The following is a 19,990-nucleotide window of genomic DNA, read 5'->3' as shown; positions in this document are numbered from 1 at the left end:
CTCGTTCACCAAGGACCGGGGAAGACCGCATGGCAGGGCGTTCCGGACCCCGTCGATGTCGTCACCATCTGCGTCCGCGCCGGCTACAGCCCGGGAGACGACCTCACCGAGGGCCTCGGCGCCGATGTCGTCATCGAAGCCGTCGGCGTGCCCGAAGCCTTCGAAGTGTGCACCCGCGTGGTTCGTCCGGGGGGCCGTGTCACGAACATCGGCGTCCATGGAAGGCTGGCGACGCTGCACCTCGAAGACCTGTGGATCACGGCCGGGGATACCGGTGTCCTCGAGGTGGCGCTGGGCGGACCGCAGCACAACGAGAATCTCCTCCCCGGCTCAGTCGTGAGCCCTGGTGGGTGGGAAGACTACGAGAGGGACCGGGCCCGGCCCCGCCGCCGTCGAGGTGCCCGCCGGGCCGACCGATCCGGGGCTTTCGGCCGCCGCTCGCCACGACCCCAGGTCTCACAGTCGTGGGTGGGGCTGTACCGCGGCGGGGTCGGTGCTTCACATGCCGGCCGACCCGGAGAGCATCGCGGTGTCCGTGACCGACTCACTCGTATGGAACGCCGGAGAACTACGGAGAGTGGTCATGAGCACGGAATGGACTTGGGACTTCAGCGGCTACGACCCCAAGAAGGAGCGCGCTGTCGAGGCTCTGTGCACACTCGGCAACGGCAGGTTCGCCACCCGGGGGGCCGCGCCTGAGTCAACCGCCGGCACCGCCCACTACCCGGGGACTTACGCTGCCGGGTGTTCCAACCGGCTTTCCTCGGACATCGCAGGAGAACAGGTCTGCAACGAGGACATGGTCAACCTGCCCGACTGGTCGCGCCTGCGCTACCGCTGCTTGCCGGACGACGGGCCGGCAGGGCAGTGGCTCACCCCCGACGACCCGAGCGTGCGGCGCTGCAGTGTCTCGCTCGACCTGCGAGGCGGCGTTCTCACTCGCCACTTGTTCTTCCAGGACGGTCACGGCCGCCGACTCGGCGTCACCCACACCAGGTTTGTCCACATGAGTGATCCGTATCTCGCCGTCCAGAGGACCGCTTTCCACGGGTACGGCTGGAGCGGGGTGATCGAGGTCGAGTCCATCATCGACGGCAACGTCATCAACGCCGGTGTCGAGCGTTACCGCGGCCTGAACGGCCGTCACCTCACGGGCCACCGCGCCGGGGTGGAAATGGACGGCGTGGCCTGGTTGTCCTGTCGTACCCGTTCGTCCCGGATCCGGATCGCCATCGCCGTCAGGACGTCGTCGCGGCCACTCGTCGCCGTGGGGGCGAGCTGCACGCAGGCCGAAACGGCCCAGAGACTCAGGCTGCCGCTCTCTCGCGGGCATTCCGTGGCCGTCGTGAAGTGCGCCGCCTTGTACACCTCGCTGGATCGGCCTCCGGGCGATCCCCTCTCACTTGCCGTCGAGCACGTGTCACATGCGCCGGCGTTCACCGCACTGCTCGCTTCCCACCGTGCCGCTTGGGAACGTCTGTGGAGCCAGGGCGAACTGAAGGTGCCCGGCGAGCCGGGTCGCATCCTCCGGCTTCATCTCTTCCACGTCCTGCAGACCCTTTCCCCGCACACGGCTGAGCTGGACGTCGGAGTGCCCGCCAGGGGCCTGCACGGCGAGGCCTACCGAGGGCATGTCTTCTGGGACGAACTGTTCGTGCTGCCGTACGTCACCCTGCACTTTCCGGAGGTGGCGCGGGGTCTTCTCATGTACCGGCACCGTCGGCTGCCAGCGGCCCGTTCCGCGGCCCAGCAGGCGGGCTTTCGAGGAGCGATGTTCCCCTGGCAGAGCGGTAGTTCGGGTGTGGAGGAGACACAGACGCTGCACCTCAATCCCCGATCCGGCCGTTGGCTGCCCGACCACTCGCACTTGCAGCGCCACGTCGGCTCGGCCATCGCCTGGAATGTCTGGCGGTACGGGCAGAGCACCGGCGACACCGGGTTCGTCCAAGGCCCAGGGGCAGAGCTGTTGCTCGACATTGCGCGATACTGGGGCGCCGTCGCCACGTACGACGCCGATCGCGACCGCTACCGTATCCGCGGTGTGGTGGGCCCCGACGAGTACCACGACGCCTACCCCAAGGCCGCTGCTCCCGGGATCGACGACAACGCGTACACCAACGTGACCGCCGCCTGGTCGCTCGCACGTGCGCTTGAGGTGTTCGACGGACTGCCTGCAGCTCGTCGGCGGGAGCTGGCTGAGCGAATCGGCCTGGACGACGAGACGTTGAGCCGCTGGGACGTCGTCTCCCGCCGCGTGTACGTGCCGTTCCACGACGGTGTCATCAGCCAGTTCGAGGGCTATGGCGAGCTGGCCGAACTGGACTGGGATGCCTATCGCTCCCGCTACTGCGACATCCGCCGCCTCGACCGGATCCTGGAGTCCGAGGGGGACACGGTCAACCGCTATCAGGCGACCAAGCAGGCCGACACACTCATGCTCGGCTATCTCTTCCGCCCCGCCGAGCTGCGGGCCCTCTTCGACCGTCTTGGTTACCGCCTCGATGACGACGTGTGGCGCCGGACGGTCGGCTACTACCTGGCTCGTACCAGTCATGGTTCGAGTCTCAGCAGCCTGGTGCACGGCTGGGTGCTCGCTCGTGAGAGAGGCCCGGACGCCTGGAGATACTGCGAGGATGCCCTGCTCGGCGACGTGGCTGACATTCAGGGCGGCACCACCGGCGAAGGTATCCATCTCGGTACCATGGCCGGCACCCTCGATCTCGTCGAACGGAGCCTCGCGGGTCTGGAGGCAGGCCCGGACGGACTCCGTATCGACCCCACCCCGCTCTGCGAGATGCCACGCTGCACGTTCACGTTCTGTTACCACGGGCACCGGGACATCCGTGTCCGCCTCCTTCCGGGCCGGTTGGGGATCCGTGTTCCGCACTCCCGGCTCACACCCTCTCTGCGCGTATGCCTGCCCGGTGAGCGGCTGGTGACCGTGGCCGCGGGCGAGCAACGTTGGTTCCGCCTGCCCGTGCGCTGACCTCCGACGAATTTCGCACGGCCCGCCGCGACGACGAGGCCGGCGCAGCGCCCGACGGCCACAAGGCCGAGAATGAAATAGCCCTCAGCTGGTTCCGGAGGTACATGGTGTGAATGCCGTACACGGACAGCAACAGACCTCGAGCATGGGCCCCGAGTGGCCGGCCAAGCCCGATCGCCTCTTCGACAGGGATGACGAATGGGCAGCCCTGATGTCCTTTTCGAGCGATCCGCATCCGGGAACGGGGCTGGGCGTCGTCATGGGGCGCCCTCGCCAGGGCAAGACGCTCCTGCTGGAATCGGTGGCACGAGCCACGGGAGGATTCTATTCCTGTGGTCAGCAAGCCACCGAAGCCGAGGCGCTGCGCAGGGTGGGCGAGGAGTACGCGCGATACCGGCGGGTCGCACGGCCCAGCCACTGGCGTGATTGGAAGGAGGGCCTCGACGCCTTGCTGGCGTTGAGCGACACCAGGCCACTGCCCGTCATCCTCGACTCGTTCCCCGACCTCGTTGCGGCGAGCCCAGACTTGCCGTCCGTCATCCACGGTGCCCTCCGGTACCTCGACAGGTCGCCGCTGGACAACCGTGCGCGACTGCTGCTCGGCGGTGAGACCGCACCGGTGATGACCCGGCTGTTCGCCTCCTCCTCACCGTTGCGCGCCCTTGCCGCGCTGAAGCTCGACATCCAGCCCCTGGACTTCCGCAAGGCAGCACGCTTGTGGGGCATCGACGACGCGAGGCTCGCCTTTCTCGTTTACACGGTCGTCGGCGGTACGCCCGCCTACCGGCACGACTACGTGGGCGACGACGTTCCCGTCGATCGTGACGACTTCGATGCCTGGGTCTGTCGCACCGTCCTGAATCCACGAACGCCGCTGTTCCACGAGGCCCGCCACCTGCTCGACGAGGAGACCGGGCCCTGGACCCGCGGGACTTGCCACTCCGTACTCGCCGCCCTGGCCAGAGGCTGCACGACCTGCGGCGAAATCGCCACCTTCCTGGGACAGCAGCTCACTGACGCCTCGCGCGCTCTGGCCGTCCTCCGTGACCACGGTCTGCTCCAATCGCAGACAGACGGACTGCAACCGGGGATCACACGTCACCACATCGCGGACCCGCTCCTCGCCTTCGAGCACGCCGTGGCACGTCCGCGCAGGGCGGCTCTCGAACAGAGCAACGCCGAGACGGTGTGGGAGGACGCGCGAACCGATTTCAACATTCTCGTCGCCGAGCCCCGGTTCGCTCAGGTCTGCCGGGACTGGGCGGCCTGCTTCGCCGACCCGGCCACCTTCGGTGCCGAACGTGGCACGGCGTCGTACGGCTCCCTCGGCGACCCGTCGGCGACTGCCAGGCTCGACGCCGAGGTCGTGGTCCGCCGACGGGACGGCCACATGAGAGGCCCCCTCCTGTCGGTGGGGCTCGCACGATGGCACACCGGCATGGACATCCACCATCTGCAACGCCTGAAGCACATACTGGACGCGCTCGATTCCCGTGAAGATCTCAGCCACGTTCGCCTGGCCCTCTACGGTGGTTCGGGATTCAGTCCCGAGCTGCATGCGGCGCACGCTCGCGGTGAGGTCCTGCTCGTTGATCTCGAGCACCTGTACGGAGGTGTTTAGGGGGCCTTGTCGCGAAGCGTCGTGGTCCGGCGGCCACCAGATCCGAGCCCACCTCGGCCATGGGCCGTTCGGTCCCTCTCAGTTATGGCCCACTCGGCACTGCGGTGACGACGTTTCCGGGGCGATCGTGGAAGTCGGACGCTTTCCGGGCTCCGCCTCCCGAAGAGGTGACAGCGATGCGGCGCATCCGGACCCAGATCAGGCCGAGACAGCCCCGCAAGCCCGCGCAGCTGGATCTGCGCACCCCGTCCCGGTCGGCCGATGCCCTACTGAAAGTCCGCAGACCTCGCACATACGGCGGAGGACATCATGGCAGTGACTCGACGCGTCGTACCCTTCGCGGAGTTCGGCCGGCAGGATGTCGGCCGTGTCGGTGGCAAGAACGCCTCGCTGGGGGAGATGACCGCGCACCTGGCCGCTGCGGGGGTGCGGGTGCCTCCTGGCTTCGCGACGACGGCGGACGCGTACGGGGAGTTGCTCGACAGGCACGGACTGCGTGCACGGATCGCAGCGCAGATAGGACGCCTGCACGCAGGGGCCGCGCTGAACGAGGTGGGGGCGGCGATCCGGTCGATGATCATGGCCGAGCCGCTGCCGGCCGGATTGCGGACCGAACTCGCCTCCGCGTACGAACAGCTCGCGCGCGACCAGGGCCGTGACGATCCCGAGGTCGCCGTGCGAAGCAGCGCCACCGCCGAGGACCTGCCCCAGGCGAGTTTCGCCGGCCAGCAGGAGACCTACCTGAACGTGCGCGGGCCCGCCCAGCTGCTGCAGTCCTGCCACCGCTGCTATGCCTCCCTGTTCACCGACCGCGCGATCGACTACCGGGAACGGATGGGCTTCGACCACCTCTCGGTCGCTCTCTCCGTCGGCGTCCAGATCATGGTCCGCTCCGACCTCGCGGGTGCAGGCGTGATCTTCACCCTCGACCCTGAGAGCGGCTTCCCCGAGGTCATCGTGGTCAGCGCGGCGTGGGGTCTGGGCGAGACCGTCGTCAGCGGCCAGGTCGACCCCGACGAGCACACGGTCTTCAAGCCGAGCCTGAAGGATCCGGCACTGGACCCCGTGATCGATGTCCGGATCGGAGTGAAGCGGAAGAAGGCGGTTTATGGAGAGCGCGGGCTCACCAGGACCGTCGACACGTCCGTTGAGGAGCGCGCGCAGCGTGTTCTGACAGACGCGGAAGTCCGACTGCTGGCCGAATGGGCCATGGTCGTAGAAGAGCACTACGGCTGCCCCATGGACCTGGAATGGGCCAAGGACGGCCTGACCGGAGAACTGGCGATCGTCCAGGCCCGCCCCGAAACCGTGCAGTCCCGCCGCCGTACGACGACGTTGCGTCGCTGCCGCCTGACCACCACTCCGAGGGAGAGCCTCGTCGAAGGCAGCGCGGTCGGTGAGGCCATCGGTTCAGGCCCGGTCATCGTCCTCGACGCGCCTGTGGATCTCGACCGTTTCCCGACCGGCGGGGTGCTCGTCACCGGCATCACCGACCCGGACTGGGAACCGGTCATGAGGCGGGCCGCCGCGATCGTCACCGACCACGGCGGCCGGACCTCGCATGCCGCCATCGTCAGCCGCGAACTCGGCGTACCCGCCGTCGTCGGCACCGGCCGGGCCACCGAGGTACTGCGCAGTGGCCAGGACGCGACCGTCTCCTGCGCCGAAGGTGCCCGGGGCCGGGTCTACGCAGGGCTGCTGGCCTACGAGGAGCGCGAGACCGATCTCAGCGAACTCCCCGCCACCCGGACCCGCGTGATGCTCAATCTCGCCGACCCGTCCGCCGCCTTCCGCTGGTGGCGTCTGCCCGCCGACGGGGTCGGGCTCGCGCGCCTGGAGTTCATCGTCGCCCACCAGGTCAAGGTCCACCCCATGGCGTTGCTGCACCCCGAACGAGTGGACCAGCACGACCGCTGCGTCATCGAGCAGCTCACCAAGGGCCACCCCGACCGCGGCCAGTACTTCGTCGACCGACTGGCTCACGGCGTGGCACGCATCGCCGCATCCCGCTGGCCCGACCCGGTTGTCGTACGGACCAGCGACTTCAAGACCAACGAGTACGCGCGTCTGCTCGGTGGCAAGGCCTTCGAACCGGTCGAGGCGAATCCGATGATCGGCTGGCGCGGCGCGAGCCGCTACTACAGCGACGGCTACCGCGAAGGATTCGCTCTGGAATGCCGGGCGCTGCGCCGGGTTCGCGACGAGATGGGCCTGACCAACGTCATCGTCATGATTCCCTTCTGCCGGACCCCCGAAGAGGCCGACCGGGTTCTGGACGTCATGGCCGAACAGGGGCTGCGCAGGGGCGAGCACGGCCTCAAGGCGTACGTCATGGCGGAGATCCCCTCCAACATCATCCTGGCCCAGGACTTCGCCGAGCGCTTCGACGGCTTCTCCATCGGGAGCAACGACCTGACCCAGCTCACCCTGGGCGTCGACCGCGACTCCGAAGCCCTCGCCCATGTCTTCGACGAGACCAACCCCGCGGTCACGCAGAGCATCCAGTCGCTCATTTCGCGCGCTCAGACCATCGGCCGCACAGTGGGCCTCTGCGGCCAGCGCCCCAGCGACGACCCCGCCTTCACGGAATTCCTGGTGAAGGCAGGCATCGACTCGATCTCAGTGACACCGGACAGCTTCGCCACGGTGAAACAGCACGTGGCTGCTGCCGAACTGAACCTGTGTGGGGAAAACCGAACGGCCCCGCTCGGTACCCAACAGCCCCAAACGGGCCTGTCGCCCCGCGACGTCACATAAGACCGGACACAGCACAGGGGCGCCGCTATCAATGCGTCAGGTCGTCTTTTGTCGACGGGTGTCCGTTCGTTCGTCGGCCGGCAGGTCGTCCTGCTCGTAGTCGAGCCGATTGGTCACATCCACGACTCCGTCGACACTCCGGCACAGGCGCAGGACGACGGGGACGAGGCTGTGTCGGCTCACGGTGCCGCTGAGGGTCACGAAACCGTCGGCGACCTCGACAGTCAGCGACGAGGGACTGAGCCGGAGTGTGTGGGTCAGGACGTCTTCGAGGATCTCCTCCTGAATCGCGCGGTCCCTGCGCAGGAAGAGTTGCAGGAGATCGCTGCGGCTCAGGACTCCGATCAGATGCCCTCCGGCGTCGACGACGGGGAGCCTCTTGACCTTGTAGTTCTCCATGGTGCGGGCGGCGCGGACGGCGCTCCATTCGGGCGCCGCGGTGATCGCAGGGTGGCTCATGAGGTCGGCTGCGGAGTTCGCGCCGCCCCCGGAGTCGCGTCTGTGGAGCAGGTCCGTTTCGGAAACGACGCCCACGGGGCATCCGTTCTCGTCCACGACGGGCACGGCGGTGACACCGAACTCGTCGAGGAGCCGGGCGATCTCCTTGAACGTCGTGCCACGCTGGACGCTGACAGCTGTGGGCGTCATGAGGTCGGAGACGCTGCGATGCCTCATCGTCGTTCTCCTTCACGCCGGAGCTTCGGCGTCGAACCGGGCCGTCACGTTCACGACTCCTGGCACCGTGTGCGCAATCCGAACCAGCACGTCACTGAGTGACGGGTCGGGGATGGTGCCGTTCAGGTGGACGATGCCGTCGGACACGTGAACGTACACGATCGCCGAGCCCGCCGGCATGAGCCGAGTCAGGATCAGCTCGCGCAGCTCCTGGGCGATGTCCTTGTCCGGGCGGAGGTAGATCTTCAGCAGATCACCCCGGCTGACCACTCCCACCAGGCTTCCGTCGTCGTCAACGACCGGTAGCCGCTTGAGGTGGCCGCGAGCCATCAGCCGAGCGGCACTCGCGATGCCCGCATTCCGGGTCACCGTCACGGCGGGTACGGTCATCAGCTGGCCGGCGGAGACGGCGCGGGACTCATCGCCTTGCGCTTTGAGCAGAAGGTCGGCTTCGGAGATTACGCCGACGACCCGTCCCTCGTCCGACATGACGGGCAGGGCGCTGATCCGCCATTGCCGCATGGTCTTCACTACGTCCTTGAACGGCGTTCCGCGGTTGACCGTGATGACGGCATGCGTCATCACGTCGTCGACGGTACGCAGATGTTTCATAGTTCCTCCAGGAAGAAGAGGCCCTGTATGTCCGAGCGTCGGCATCCTTCTCCGCCGGCGGTAGGACCACCCGGGGTCCGCCGGGGACTGTTCGGCCCTGTTGCCCGGGCATGAACAGGTACTTTCGTGGAATCGACGTGCGGAGCCATTTCGAGGATGCGGAGAAGCGGCTGATGACCGCGCACCGCACGATCAGGAACCGCGAGAAGCAGTAGGCGCTTTTCGTCCCATTGCGTGAGCGCTCAGGAGTTGCCGGTGCTGCGCGCCGGATCGGAATCCGATGCCAGATCGTCTACGGCGTATTCGAGGGACTGGTCGACGCTGACGACGCCGTCGACAGAGAGGCACAGGAGTTCGATGACGGGAATGGTTGATCGATCGTCGACTCCGCCATCGAGAGTGACGACTCCGTCCTCAACAGTCACGGTCACGCCTCCGGGCGTCATGCGGAAAGTACGGCCCAGTACCTCGTCGATGATTTCATCGCGTATGGCGTCGTCTCGGCGGAGCATGGGGCGCAGCAGCTCGCCGACTGTCACGAAGCGCGGCATGGCGGAGACCTCCGGTGTGCTGCACTTCTGCGATCTGTTCTCAGCCTGGCCTGTGGGGCAGGAGCGCAGGAGAGGCCATGTGGCCCCTGGCGAGGCCGCTCAGCCCCGTCTAAGCGGTCGGCGTGTGCGTGGCTACATAGTTCGCGCAGCCGTTCAGTGTGTTCAGCGAGGGGTAGTCCGCCTCGGGAAGGGGAAGGCCCGTGCGCCCGCTCAGCGCCTCGATGAAGTTGAGGAAGTCCAGCGAATCCATCTCCAGACTGATCCGGAAGTTCTCGTCGGGTGAGAGGAGGGCTGGGTCGGCGCCGGGCACCACGTCTGTCAGGACCTGCTTGATCAGTTCGAGCGCCTCGTCGTGGTTCACAGTTCCTCCGGTCGTTGGAGCAGTCGGTCGAGTGCTGTCAGGAAGCGCGCGCCGGTCGCACCGTCACTCGCCCGGTGATCGGCGGAGAGCGTGGCGGTCACGGTCGGGTGCACAGTGAGCATCCCGTCCACGGCCACCGGATGCTCGATGACACACCCCAGTCCCACGAGCGCGACCTGCGGTGGGTAGATCACCCCGAAGACTGTCTCCACACCCTGATCGCCGAGGTTCGTCACCGTGAGCGTGGGGTCAGCGGTCTCCGAGGCACGCAGGCGCCCTCTGCGGGCCCGCGAAACCAGATCTCTGAGGGTCTCCATCAGCTCAGGCAGGAGCATGCTGTCGGCGTTGGCCAGCGCCGGTGCCGCCAGGCCACCGCCGCGCAGGGACACGGCGACGCCGAGTCGCACCTCATTGGCCGGGACGAACTCGTCATCCGTCCAGTGGCCGTTCAACTCCGGGACTTGCCGTGCGGCCAGAGCGACGGACTTCAGTAGCAGTGCCGCAGGCACGAGCCGCTCCCCCACGGGGCTGTTCGCGTTCCGGTTGAGCATCCACGTCGTGGCGGCCGCGAGGTCGATCGTCGTGGACAGGTAGTAGTGGGGGATGTCGCGGTTGGCGCGTGTCATCAGCGCGGAGATCGCCGAGCGTGCGGCCGGTTCCCTCGTGCTGGGGGCGCTGGGGCCGGTCCTGACCGACGGGCGGTCCCGGGGCGTGGCTGGGGCTCCTGCCGCAGGCGGGCGGCGACCGAGGGTACGGGGCGCACGGCCCGCCGCGGCACGCACGTCGTCGGCTCTGACCGTGCCGTTTCGCCCAGTTCCCCGGACCCTCCCCAGATCCACGTCCAACGACTGCGCCAGACGTCGGGCCAGCGGCGATGCCTGTACCCGGAGCGGCGGCCGAGATGCTGTCCTCTCGACGTCGGCCCGGGTGATCCGGCCGCCCTTGCCTGAACCGTGCACGGTGGACAGGTCGATGTCGTTCTTCTGCGCCAGGTGCCTCACCAAAGGTGTCGACACGACTTCGTCGGCCGGAGCGGCCGCGCGAACGGAGGCGGGGTGGGGGCCGGGAGCCGGCCCGGCCGGCTGTTGCGCGACGGTGTGGGCTGAGGGCTCGGCCGCGGGACCGATGACCGCCATGGGGGCGCCTACCGGCACAATGGTCCCCGGCCTGACGAGGAGAGTGCCGACGGTACCCGAGTCGAAACACTCCACCTCGATGGTTGATTTGGCCGTTTCCACGACCGCGACCACATCCCCCTTCGCCACGGTGTCGCCCGGGCTGACCAGCCATTCGACAAGAGTGCCCTCATCCATGTCCGCGCCCAGGGAAGGCATGGTGAACTCGGCCATGTCAACTCACCGCCAGGCGCACCGCGTCCACGATCGATGCGGGTTGGGGCAGCGTCGCCTCTTCGAGCTGCCGGGCATAGGGAATGGGCACTTCTGCGCTGCATACCCGCTGCACGGGAGCGTCGAGCTCGTAGAAAGCCTGCTCGGTGATGCGGGCCGAAATCTCCGCGGCGAGGCTGCCGCTGCGCCATGCCTCGTCCACGACCACGGCCTGGTGAGTGCGGCCCACGGATTCCATGATGGTGGCATCGTCCAGCGGGCGCAGGGTACGCAGGTCGAGGACTTCCGCGCTGATGCCGTCCCCCGAAAGGTCATCCGCGGCGGCCAGGGCCTTCGGCAGCGATCCACCGTACGTGATGATGGAGATGTCCGTGCCGGGCCTGCGCACTGCCGCACTGTCGAGGTCGACGGCGTCGATGGTGGGATCCAGGACGCCTTCGGCGTTGTAGAGGCTGCCGTGCTCGAAGACCAGTACCGGGTCCGGGTCGGCGAGGGCGGCCGCCAGCATGTGCCGCGCGTCGTCCAGGGTCGCCGGGGCGAGTACACGAATGCCGGGGATGTGGGCGTACCAGCCTTCCAGGCTGTGGGAGTGCTGGGCACCGAGCTGCCGTCCCGCTCCAGTGGTCATGCGGATCACCATAGGTACGCTCAGCTGTCCGCCGGACATGTGCAGCAGGGTGGCCGCGTTGTTGAGGATCTGATCCAGCGCGAGGAGGCTGAAGTTGACGGTCATGATTTCGACCACCGGCCGCATCCCGCCGAGCGCGGCACCGATGCCCGCGCCGACGAACGCTGACTCCGACAGCGGAGTGTCCCGGATCCGGTCGGGTCCGAACTCCTCCAGGAGGCCCAGGCTGACACCGAAGCATCCGCCGTATCTGCCTACGTCCTCACCCATGAGGAAGACCCGCTCGTCGTGCAGGGCGTCGCGCAGGGCGTCGCGCAGGGCTTCCCGATAGGTGGTCGTCGAGGGAGCCTTGGTGGATGACCGCCGCGTGTTCACGGGGAGCCCCCGGGTTCACTCGTCACGAAACGGAGCAGGTCTGCGACGGGCTCCTCCGGTGCGTCCTCCGCCGACCGGACGGCCCGTTCGATCACACCGAGTACATCCTGCTCCAGCTGTTCCATCGTCTGGTCACCGAGCTCTCCCTCGGAACGCATCCGGTCGGCCAGCCCTCGGATCGGGTCACGCCCTTTCCACTGCTCGATTTCGGACTTGGCACGGTAACGGTCCGGGTCGTACATGGAATGGGCGCGGAACCGGTAGGTCTGCGCTTCGAGGAAGTGCGGTCCGATGCCCGCGCGTATGGACTCCGTGGCCTGGTGGGCGGCGGCTTCGACGGCGAGCACGTCCATGCCGTCGACGCTCCAGGCGGGCATACCGTAGGACGAGGCACGCATCGCGAGGTTGGTCTGCGCGTGTTCACGAGCCAGGCTCGTTCCCATCGCGTACAGGTTGTTCTCACAGACCATCAACAGGGGCAGCCGCCACAGTGCCGCGAGGTTGGCCGTTTCGTGGAACTCACCTTCCGCGAAGGCGCCGTCGCCGAAGAAGCAGCAGGTGACACGTGTGCTGCCGCGCATCCGGTCGGCGAGTGCGAGCCCGGCTGCCAGGGGCAGTCCGCCGGCCACGATCGCGTTGCCACCGTAAAAGCGGCGGTCTGCGTCGAACAGGTGCATGGAACCGCCGTGTCCACGGCTGCAACCAGTGACCTTGCCGTACATCTCTGCCATCACCGCGTCGGCGGGCACCCCACGGGCCAGAGCGTGTCCGTGCTCGCGGTAGGTGGACACCACGGCGTCCTCCTGGCGCAGAGCCTCGTTGACCCCCACGGCGACGGCCTCCTCACCGATATAGAGGTGGACGAATCCGCGGATCTTCGTGCTGCTGTACAGCTCGACGCACCGTTCTTCGAATCGGCGGATGACAAGCATCCGCCGGAGGAGGGAAAGGCGGTGATCGGATGCGGGTGTGCTGTGGGCAGTGGTGGTGGATACCTTCTTGCGGGCGCCTTTGCGGGCTGCCGGACGGGTTCGTCCGTCGGTCCGCGTGGTGGTGGTGCTCATGGTCGGGCCTTCTCTCGCGCGTGTGTGTCATCCCGGGTTCTCGACCGTGGACAGGTCTCCTTCGGGCAGTCCCATTTCCCTGGCGCGCAGCACACGGCGCATGACCTTGCCGCTGCGGGTCCTGGGGAGGTCCTGCTCGAACTCGATCTCTCGGGGAGCCACTGCCGGGCCCAGCCGCCGCCGTGCGAACGCAAGAAGTTCTCGCTTCAGGTGCGTGTCGGGTGCGCGGCCCGGCCGCAGCGACACGAATGCCTTGACGACTGCTCCCACGACAGGGTCCGGACGGCCGATGACGCCCGCTTCCGCGACGGCGGGGTGTTCCATGAGTGCGCTCTCCACCTCGAACGGGCCGATCAGGTGTCCTGCCGATTTGATGACGTCATCAGCGCGGCCCACGAACCAGAACCAACCGTCCTGGTCCCGTTTCGCGAGGTCGCCCGTGAGGTACCAGCCGTCCGCGAAGCACGCCGTGTAACGGGCTTCTTCGTTCAGGTAGCCCCGGAACATGGATGGCCAGCCCTGACGCAGCGCCAGCTCTCCTTCGGTGTCCGGTTCGCCGATCACGCGTACGTGGCCGTCGGTGACCTCGGCGCGGCCGTCCTCGCCACGCTCGAGAAGACCGGCCTCGACTCCGGGCAGTGGGCGTCCCATGGAGCCCGGGCGGATGTCGCTGGAGGCGAAGTTGGCGATCATGATGGCGCCCGTCTCCGTCTGCCACCAGTTGTCATGGATCGGCAGGCCCAGGACGTCCTGCCCCCAGAGGACGGCTTCGGGGTTCAGCGGCTCGCCCACGCTGGCGATGAAACGGAGGGCCGACAGGTCGTACGGGCCCGGCAGTTGGCGTGTCCCTTCCCGGGGGGTTGCGCGCATCAGCATGCGGATCGCGGTCGGCGCCGTGTACCAGACCATGACCCTCTGGTCGTCCAGGATGCGGTACCAGCGGTGTACGTCGAAGTCGCCCTCGTCCACCACGAGGGTCACCCCGTGCGTGAGCGGAGCGATGATTCCGTACGAAGTGCCGGTCACCCATCCGGGATCCGCGGTGCACCAGTAGACGTCGCCCGGGCGAAGGTCGAGTGCGAAGGCCGCTGTCGCGTGATGGGCGACGACAGCCTCGTGGACGTGGACCGCGCCTTTGGGCGCCCCGGTTGTGCCACTGGTGAAATGGAGCAGCGCCATGTCCTGCGGTTCGGTGGGAGGGACGGTGTATTCCTGCGATGCCTGCTTCATGATCTCGTCGAACGAAGCCGTCCCGGTGGGCGGATCCTTGACGGGGCCGACGAGCAGGACGTGGTCCAGGTGCGGCAGGCGGTTCCTGTTCTCTTCCACCTTGCGCCGGTACAGCTCCTCCGTGGTGACGAGAACCCGGGCGTCGCCCAGTTCCAGTCGCTGGCGTACGGGCTCTGGGCCGAACGCGGAGAACAGCGGGCACAGCACGCGGGCGCTGCGCAGCGTGCCCAGCACCGTGGCGTAGAGCTCGGGGCAGCGGCCCAGGAGCGTGAACACCATTTCCTGCCGGGCCACCCCCATGGACGTGAGTGCGTTGGCGAAGCGCCCTGTGAGGCCGGCGAGCTCGCCATAACTGATACGGGTGACTGTGTCGTTCGCTGCGACGCAGCGCAATGCCTCCCGCCCGCCAAGGCCTGCGGCCACCTGACGGTCCACTGCTTCATATCCCATGTTCAGCCCGCCACCGGGCAGCCCGGCCAACTGCGACCGGGCCTCGTCCCAGGTGAATTCGGCGCGGATCCGCTCATAATCCTGGAGCATGAAGGCGGCGCCGGACCTGGGCTGCTTGTGGATGACGCGGTGGTCCATGGCCGAGTCCTTGTCCTCGCTCCGGATTCCTCAAGGAGACACTCCGGCTTCGTGGTGACGGTGATGCCGGCAGTGCGGCCTCACGGCGCTGCGGACGGTCCGTGCGCGGCACTCGGCGGGCCATCCACGTGTGCGGTCACATGGCTCACCACCGCGACCACCCCGTCGAGTTGTTCGGCAAGGCGTGTCAGGACCGAGATCTGGCTCCGGTTCTCCAGTCGGCCTTCCAGGGTGACGACGCCGTCCACCACGTGGACGGTGACTGCGGCGGGTCCGAGTCCCATGGTGTCTTCGAGTACGTCCTCGACGAGACGTCGTCGTATCTCCGCGTCGGGTCGCAGGAAGAGGAGCAGCAGATCCCGGCGCGTGACGATGCCGACAAGCCGGCCCTCATCGTCCACGACCGGGAGCCTCTCCACGCCACGGCGGGTCATCAGCCGGGCGGCTTCCGGTGCGGTCTCCTGCGCGTGGACGGTCACGGCTGGCGTCGACATGACCTCGGCAGCGGTGAATTCGGCCCCGGACGAGGTCCTGGTGGCGGCGTCAGGAGCGTCGCCCGTCACCGGATGTCCCGTCGCCTGTCGGCTCAGCAGGTCGCTCTCGGAGATGACGCCGACAACCCGGTCCTCGTCGTCGAGCACGGGAAGTCCGCTGATGTCGTGCTGCGCGAGCAGCTTCGCGACTTCCTTGAAGGAGGTGACCGAGACGACCGAGACGACCTCGTCGGTCATCAGGTCTCCCACTTTGATGTGCCTCATGGAGGCACCTCCGGCTCTCTCGCGGAGACCCGCACGGACGCAATGCGGGCGGCTCGTTCAGAAACCACGATCCACTGGGCCGCACGGGGATGAAGAGGGCCGAATGGGCCTGCGCCGGGACCGGTCGGACCCGGCTCGGACGCTCGGACACGGCAGGATTCTCCCGACCGGGACCATCGGGGCCCTCGGGCGCCCCCGACGGCCCCTCTCCGAGCGGGGCTCGCGGTGCCAGCGTGAGAGGTGTCCCCTGTCAGTGGCCCTTGGTGAGGAGGAACCATGAAAGGCACCACCGGCAGCCCGGAACTGGGCTCCGTCATCGTCGGCGTCGACGGCTGCGAGTCGGCCCGCCGGGCAGCGCTGTGGGCGGCGGCCGAGGCCGCACGCCGTGACGGCCCGCTGCGCATCGTTCACGCGGCCGACACGGACTGCCGGACTCCCCACCTTTCGGCGGAGAGCGTCGCGCGGGTTTGCGGCGCGGGTCGCGACCTGCTGCGGGACACCGCCGCCGCCATCGGGGAACAGAGCCCCGGCCCGCACATCACCACGGAGTTCAGCACCGGCTCACCCGTCCCCAGCCTGCACGGGACCGCCGGCCTCCGCGGCACTGTCGTGGTGGGCAACCGTGGTCTCGGCGGGTTTCCATACCTCATGCTCGGATCCGTCGGTCGGCAGGTCGCCCCAGGTGCCACGACGCCTGTCATCGTGGTCAGGGGCGTTGACGACGGGGCCGAGACCGGGGTGGTGCTCGTCGCGGTCCGTGACGAGCACGACGCCGAATGCGCCCGCTACGCGGCGCGCGAGGCGGAGATTTGTAAGGCCTCGCTGCGGCTGCTGCGCGCGTGGAACGTTTTCGAGTCCGCTGGAATCGCCGTGACCATGCTCGACGACGTCGAGACGCTCGTCGGCGAACAGGTCCACCACCTGACCGCCGAGGCGAACCGGATCCGTGACGAATTCCCGGCCCTGACCGTGCAGGCGGATACCGAGAAGAGCCTGACCGTGGCCGGAGCACTGGTGGAGGCATCGTGGCATGCGGATCTTCTGGTGACGGGCGGGTGGCGGTCGCCCGGTTACATCGGCCCCACTCCCGGGCGGGCGACGCACAGCCTTCTGCACCACGCGTACTGTCCCGTGCAACTCATTCCGCGGCCGGGTTCCGGACACGGGAGTGAGCCGTGATGGGCGCCGTCGAACATCGTGAACTCGTCGTCGGTATCGACCCGTCGAGGAACTGGCACCTGTCGTTGGCCTGGGCGGCGGACGAGGCACAGCGGCGCGGGCTGGAGCTCCGGCTCGTGGTGGCCGTACCTCCACTGCGCGACCCGCATCCCCGCGATGACAGCCCGCGCAGAACGTCCATGCTCCAAGCCGGGTCGAACGCTCTCCGGGAGGGGGCCGACTGGGTCCGGGCGCGCCATCCGCAGCTGCAGCCGGCCACCAGTCTGCTCGACGGATACCCGGCTGCCGTGATCGGCCGGCTGTCCGGGCGGGCCCGGATGGTCGTCCTCGGGTCCCGGCATCTGAGCCGTACGGCCGAGTACCTCAGTGCCGGCTCTCTCGTGGTCCCCGTCACAGCCCAGGCACGATGTCCCGTGGTGGTCGTGGGCGACGCAGAACACATCACTCAGCAGCCGACCTACCTGGTCGTGGGAATCGACGGCAGCGAGTCCTCGAAGGCGGCGCTGGGGCTGGCGTTCGAAGAGGCCGACCTCCGCGGAGCCGCGCTCCGCGCCGTCTCGGTGTGGCAGCCGCCCGTCTTCACGCTCCACGACGAGAGGGCCGCCGTGCAGGCTCAGCGACGACTGCTCTCCGAAACCACGACGGGCTGGTCGATGAAGTACCCGGACGTGCACCTGACCCACGAGGTGCCGACCGGGCATCCGGTGGAAGAGCTGGCCCGTGCGTCCGAGCACGCCCTGGCCGTCGTGGTGGGGCGCCGCGGCCGGGGTGGCTACACGGGCATGCGGCTCGGCTCCGTCGTCCACGGACTGCTGCACCGGGCGCACTGCCCGGTGATCACAGTTCCCCTCGTGTGAGCCCACTGTGACGACCGCCCCGGCAGCGGACAGGGAGCCCGGGCAGGAGCCCTGCGGACTGGCCGGGCCGGAGGCCGAACGCCGTCTGGCTCTGCTGGCCCACGGTGGGCCGCATGAGGAACGTGTACGCACAGATCTGATCATGCGAGGTCTGCGGCACTTTCGAGGCGGAGCTGCGGGAGTTCAACGGCGAAGCCGACCACGTCCACCTGCTGGTGCACCACCCGCCGAAGGTCGCCCTGTCGAAGCTGATCAACAGCCTCAAGGGCGTCAGCTCCAGGTACCTGCGGGCGGAGTACACGGGCCGGATCAACCGCATCGGCGTGGGACCGGTGTTCTGGTCCCGCTCCTACTTCGCGGGATCCTGCGGCGGAGCACCGCTGACCGTGATCCGCCAGTACATCGAAGAACAGAAGCGACCTGCCTGACCGTCACCCCGAAGGCGCAGCGAACTCCGGCGCTTCGCGCCTCCGGACCAAGGACGCGTTTCCCTCCCCGGCTGAAGCCGGGGATACCCACGCAAGATCAGGGATGACGATGCGTCGGCCGATGTCGCCGGGGGCTGGGGGTCCCGTCGGACCCGGTCCTGGTGGACTGGGCACCAGGATCGTTCGCGCCCGGCCGGGATGACTCGTGGGTTCTCCCGGCCCCGTGCTCAAGGTGACGGACATGGGCGTCGGGCCCTGGGAACACGAGCGACACATGGTCGGTGTCCGACCAGTGCACGTCGTAGGGAGGGGTCCCATCCTCATGGCGGAGTCCGACGATCTCGCCGTCGCGCCTGCTGGCGCCAGTGGCCGGACTTTCGACAACAAGATGATCGCCGAGGTGAGCTCGCATGATCGTCACCGTTTCCTCATTATGTTGCTGTATTCAAACTGCCACGCACAGCGTGCCGCTGCCATGGGGTCCAGTAGCCCGTTTTTGGGCCCACTGGACCCCAAAAACGGGCCCGGCCAGCTCAACCGTGGACGTCTGGTTCCTGATCCGCTCGACACATGACCACTACTGGCCGTCACACCCCCGAAGGGGAAGTCACATGCATCACCGAACCGTTGCAGAGCTCATGACGCGAGACGTCGTCCGGGCGCGGCGTGACCTGCCGTTCAAGGAGATCGTCAAACTGTTGGCGGAGAACGATGTCACCGCGGTGCCCGTGGTGGACGAACTGGACCGGCCCATGGGTGTGGTGTCGGAGACCGACCTGCTGCGCAAGTCCTCCGACCAGGCCGATCCATCCGGGCTGACGCCGATTCCGCATGTCGAGGCGTGGGAGCGGGCCAAGGCCGAGGGGGCCAGAGCGGAGGAGCTGATGTCGGCTCCCGCGGTGTGTGCGCGTCCGGAGTGGAACGTGGTCGAGGCAGCCCGCCTCATGGAAGTACAGGATGTGAAACGTCTGCCCGTTGTGGACGAGACGGACAAGCTGCTGGGCATCGTCAGCCGCAGCGACCTGCTACGGATCTTCCTGCGCCACGACGATGCCATCCGTGAGGAGATCAACCGGGATGTGTTCCAGCAGACGATGGGCCTCGCTCCCTCGACGGTGACGGTCGAGGTCCGGCAGGGGGAGGTGGTCCTCAGCGGATCAGTCGAGTTCAAGAGCCTGATCCCCATCATCGAACGATTGTGCCGGAGCGTCGACGGTGTGGTTTCCGTCGCCGATCACCTGAATTACCGGACCGACGATGTACCGGGTTCACCCGCCGGCACGTGAGGCTGCCGTGCCGCTGTTGTCTGACCACAGGGCCGGCGACCGCCCCGCCGCACGCCTGTTCCGAGATCACTTCACCGCCCTCACGACGCGAGGCCGGAGCAGTCCCGTCCGACGGAGTCCGCCCTCCGTGCCGGAGTGTTTCGACGGCGGATTCTTCCACCGGCCGGGGCCGTCGATGCACAACCGCCGGAGCATGTGCCACCTCCTGTCCGCCGCGCGCGGACCGGGTTCCTCCCAGAGCGCCACGCGGGGTTGCGAGCTGCTGTCGGTTTGCTGCATTGAAGTGAGTTGTAGCGAGCGGGAGTGAGTCCTGTGGGTGGGTTTGTGGGGGTGGGAACGGGGGTTCTGGGGTCGAATGGGTGACCTTGGTGGCCGCTGCTCGTTGGACTGGGTGGCAGGTGTCCGGCCTTGAGGGTGGGGGGTGATGTGGTGGGCGGTCTGCGGAAGCTGGCCGTGCCCTTCGTGGTGCCCGGGCCTTGCGGGGTGGCGGTCCGGGACCGCCTGGGGCACCTCACGCCCCAGGACGAGAGGGTGCTGCGTGCGGTCGGTGCGCACCAGGGTGCGCTGGCTTCCGGTGATCTCAGGGCTCGCTGTGCGGATGGTCTGGAGCACAGCACGGACGCGTGGGCGGCGCGTAAGCGGGAGCTGACGGCACGGTCGTCGTCGCGGATCGCGGGTGCGATCA

16 protein-coding genes and 4 pseudogenes are annotated in these 19,990 nt (G+C 67.9%); 10 read left to right on the top strand and 10 right to left on the bottom strand.

Translation table 11 applies throughout. The annotated features are described in order from the left end of the window. Nucleotides 1-99: 99 nt before the first annotated feature. The 4 genes and pseudogenes from AB0I23_RS32640 to ppsA form a co-directional block, all read left to right on the top strand. Nucleotides 100-258: pseudogene (locus tag AB0I23_RS32640) on the top strand (zinc-binding dehydrogenase); the annotation flags it as partial. A gap of 325 nt (nt 259-583) precedes the next feature. After that, nucleotides 584-2,986 (top strand): glycoside hydrolase family 65 protein, encoded by a 2,403-nt coding sequence (locus AB0I23_RS32635; protein ID WP_359114753.1) that lies wholly within the window; start codon nt 584-586, stop codon nt 2,984-2,986. Nucleotides 2,987-3,197: 211 nt separating this feature from the next. After that, nucleotides 3,198-4,607 carry an AAA family ATPase gene (locus tag AB0I23_RS32630; protein ID WP_359114751.1) on the top strand — a complete coding sequence of 470 codons (1,410 nt, stop codon included), beginning with the start codon at nt 3,198-3,200 and terminating at the stop codon, nt 4,605-4,607. A 309-nt stretch (nt 4,608-4,916) separates the two neighbouring features. Next, complete coding sequence (gene ppsA, locus AB0I23_RS32625; RefSeq protein ID WP_359114749.1) at nt 4,917-7,364, top strand: phosphoenolpyruvate synthase; 2,448 nt, start codon at nt 4,917-4,919, stop codon at nt 7,362-7,364. 36 nt (nt 7,365-7,400) lie between these two features. Here the strand turns inward: ppsA and AB0I23_RS32620 are convergent, their stop codons facing one another. The 9 genes from AB0I23_RS32620 to AB0I23_RS32580 all read right to left on the bottom strand — a co-directional run bounded on the left by AB0I23_RS32620 (nt 7,401) and on the right by AB0I23_RS32580 (nt 15,555). Then, a complete protein-coding gene (locus AB0I23_RS32620) occupies nt 7,401-8,039 on the bottom strand; it encodes a CBS domain-containing protein (protein ID WP_359114747.1) in 639 nt (212 codons plus the stop codon). A 12-nt stretch (nt 8,040-8,051) separates the two neighbouring features. Further along, nucleotides 8,052-8,651 (bottom strand): CBS domain-containing protein, encoded by a 600-nt coding sequence (locus AB0I23_RS32615; RefSeq protein WP_359114745.1) that lies wholly within the window; start codon nt 8,649-8,651, stop codon nt 8,052-8,054. 242 nt (nt 8,652-8,893) lie between these two features. Beyond that, a complete protein-coding gene (locus tag AB0I23_RS32610; RefSeq protein WP_359114744.1) occupies nt 8,894-9,202 on the bottom strand; it encodes a BON domain-containing protein in 309 nt (102 codons plus the stop codon). Nucleotides 9,203-9,311: 109 nt separating this feature from the next. Next, nucleotides 9,312-9,563, bottom strand: a complete 252-nt coding sequence (locus tag AB0I23_RS32605) for an acyl carrier protein (RefSeq protein ID WP_359114742.1) — start codon at nt 9,561-9,563, stop codon at nt 9,312-9,314. After that, nucleotides 9,560-10,912 carry a dihydrolipoamide acetyltransferase family protein gene (locus tag AB0I23_RS32600; protein WP_359114740.1) on the bottom strand — a complete coding sequence of 451 codons (1,353 nt, stop codon included), beginning with the start codon at nt 10,910-10,912 and terminating at the stop codon, nt 9,560-9,562. The genes AB0I23_RS32605 and AB0I23_RS32600 overlap by 4 nt, the downstream gene beginning before the upstream one ends. Before the next feature lies 1 nt (nt 10,913). Next, complete coding sequence (locus tag AB0I23_RS32595; protein ID WP_359114738.1) at nt 10,914-11,915, bottom strand: alpha-ketoacid dehydrogenase subunit beta; 1,002 nt, start codon at nt 11,913-11,915, stop codon at nt 10,914-10,916. Next, nucleotides 11,912-12,979 (bottom strand): pyruvate dehydrogenase (acetyl-transferring) E1 component subunit alpha, encoded by a 1,068-nt coding sequence (pdhA, locus tag AB0I23_RS32590; protein WP_359114737.1) that lies wholly within the window; start codon nt 12,977-12,979, stop codon nt 11,912-11,914. The genes AB0I23_RS32595 and pdhA overlap by 4 nt, the downstream gene beginning before the upstream one ends. A 27-nt stretch (nt 12,980-13,006) precedes the next feature. Further along, on the bottom strand, nt 13,007-14,797 hold the full coding sequence (gene acsA / locus AB0I23_RS32585; RefSeq protein ID WP_359114735.1) for an acetate--CoA ligase: 1,791 nt from the start codon (nt 14,795-14,797) through the stop codon (nt 13,007-13,009). An 80-nt stretch (nt 14,798-14,877) separates the two neighbouring features. After that, nucleotides 14,878-15,555, bottom strand: coding sequence for a CBS domain-containing protein (locus AB0I23_RS32580; RefSeq protein WP_359114733.1), 678 nt, complete (start codon nt 15,553-15,555; stop codon nt 14,878-14,880). Nucleotides 15,556-15,831: 276 nt separating this feature from the next. On the opposite strand from AB0I23_RS32580, the gene AB0I23_RS32575 reads away from it, so the two are divergent. From AB0I23_RS32575 to tnpA, 3 genes and pseudogenes are all read left to right on the top strand, one after another. After that, entirely contained in the window at nt 15,832-16,734 is a 903-nt protein-coding gene (locus AB0I23_RS32575) for a universal stress protein (protein ID WP_359114731.1), read from the top strand. Further along, nucleotides 16,734-17,591, top strand: coding sequence for a universal stress protein (locus AB0I23_RS32570; RefSeq protein WP_359114729.1), 858 nt, complete (start codon nt 16,734-16,736; stop codon nt 17,589-17,591). Before AB0I23_RS32575 ends, AB0I23_RS32570 begins: the two co-directional genes overlap by 1 nt. 146 nt (nt 17,592-17,737) lie before the next feature. Continuing rightward, nucleotides 17,738-18,019: pseudogene (gene tnpA / locus AB0I23_RS32565) on the top strand (IS200/IS605 family transposase); the annotation flags it as partial. A gap of 108 nt (nt 18,020-18,127) precedes the next feature. On the opposite strand, the pseudogene AB0I23_RS41805 reads toward tnpA, so the two are convergent. Continuing rightward, nucleotides 18,128-18,431 (bottom strand): annotated as a pseudogene (locus AB0I23_RS41805) (DUF1918 domain-containing protein); the annotation flags it as partial. Here AB0I23_RS41805 and AB0I23_RS32555 point away from each other — a divergent pair. The 3 genes and pseudogenes from AB0I23_RS32555 to AB0I23_RS32545 form a co-directional block, all read left to right on the top strand. After that, complete coding sequence (locus tag AB0I23_RS32555; protein WP_359114811.1) at nt 18,342-18,593, top strand: hypothetical protein; 252 nt, start codon at nt 18,342-18,344, stop codon at nt 18,591-18,593. The pseudogene AB0I23_RS41805 and the gene AB0I23_RS32555 overlap by 90 nt on opposite strands. Before the next feature lie 37 nt (nt 18,594-18,630). Beyond that, nucleotides 18,631-19,305, top strand: coding sequence for a CBS domain-containing protein (locus AB0I23_RS32550; RefSeq protein WP_359114806.1), 675 nt, complete (start codon nt 18,631-18,633; stop codon nt 19,303-19,305). A 414-nt stretch (nt 19,306-19,719) separates the two neighbouring features. After that, a pseudogene (locus AB0I23_RS32545) lies at nt 19,720-19,990 on the top strand (IS200/IS605 family accessory protein TnpB-related protein); the annotation flags it as partial.

This window comes from Streptomyces atratus (assembly GCF_040655115.1).
Classification (GTDB): domain Bacteria; phylum Actinomycetota; class Actinomycetes; order Streptomycetales; family Streptomycetaceae; genus Streptomyces; species Streptomyces atratus_D.
This window is presented reverse-complemented; position numbering and strand designations above follow the sequence as displayed.

Excerpts from the sequence above, each read along its gene's own strand:
- AB0I23_RS32635 (WP_359114753.1), top strand. The coding sequence starts at position 584 with ATGAGCACGGAATGGACTTGGGACTTCAGCGGCTACGACCCCAAGAAG.
- AB0I23_RS32630 (WP_359114751.1), top strand. The coding sequence starts at position 3,198 with ATGTCCTTTTCGAGCGATCCGCATCCGGGAACGGGGCTGGGCGTCGTC.
- ppsA (WP_359114749.1), top strand. The coding sequence starts at position 4,917 with ATGGCAGTGACTCGACGCGTCGTACCCTTCGCGGAGTTCGGCCGGCAG.
- AB0I23_RS32620 (WP_359114747.1), bottom strand. The coding sequence starts at position 8,039 with ATGAGGCATCGCAGCGTCTCCGACCTCATGACGCCCACAGCTGTCAGC.
- AB0I23_RS32615 (WP_359114745.1), bottom strand. The coding sequence starts at position 8,651 with ATGAAACATCTGCGTACCGTCGACGACGTGATGACGCATGCCGTCATC.
- AB0I23_RS32610 (WP_359114744.1), bottom strand. The coding sequence starts at position 9,202 with ATGCCGCGCTTCGTGACAGTCGGCGAGCTGCTGCGCCCCATGCTCCGC.
- AB0I23_RS32600 (WP_359114740.1), bottom strand. The coding sequence starts at position 10,912 with ATGGCCGAGTTCACCATGCCTTCCCTGGGCGCGGACATGGATGAGGGC.
- pdhA (WP_359114737.1), bottom strand. The coding sequence starts at position 12,979 with ATGAGCACCACCACCACGCGGACCGACGGACGAACCCGTCCGGCAGCC.
- acsA (WP_359114735.1), bottom strand. The coding sequence starts at position 14,797 with ATGGACCACCGCGTCATCCACAAGCAGCCCAGGTCCGGCGCCGCCTTC.
- AB0I23_RS32580 (WP_359114733.1), bottom strand. The coding sequence starts at position 15,555 with ATGAGGCACATCAAAGTGGGAGACCTGATGACCGACGAGGTCGTCTCG.
- AB0I23_RS32575 (WP_359114731.1), top strand. The coding sequence starts at position 15,832 with ATGAAAGGCACCACCGGCAGCCCGGAACTGGGCTCCGTCATCGTCGGC.
- AB0I23_RS32570 (WP_359114729.1), top strand. The coding sequence starts at position 16,734 with ATGGGCGCCGTCGAACATCGTGAACTCGTCGTCGGTATCGACCCGTCG.
- AB0I23_RS32555 (WP_359114811.1), top strand. The coding sequence starts at position 18,342 with ATGGCGGAGTCCGACGATCTCGCCGTCGCGCCTGCTGGCGCCAGTGGC.
- AB0I23_RS32550 (WP_359114806.1), top strand. The coding sequence starts at position 18,631 with ATGCATCACCGAACCGTTGCAGAGCTCATGACGCGAGACGTCGTCCGG.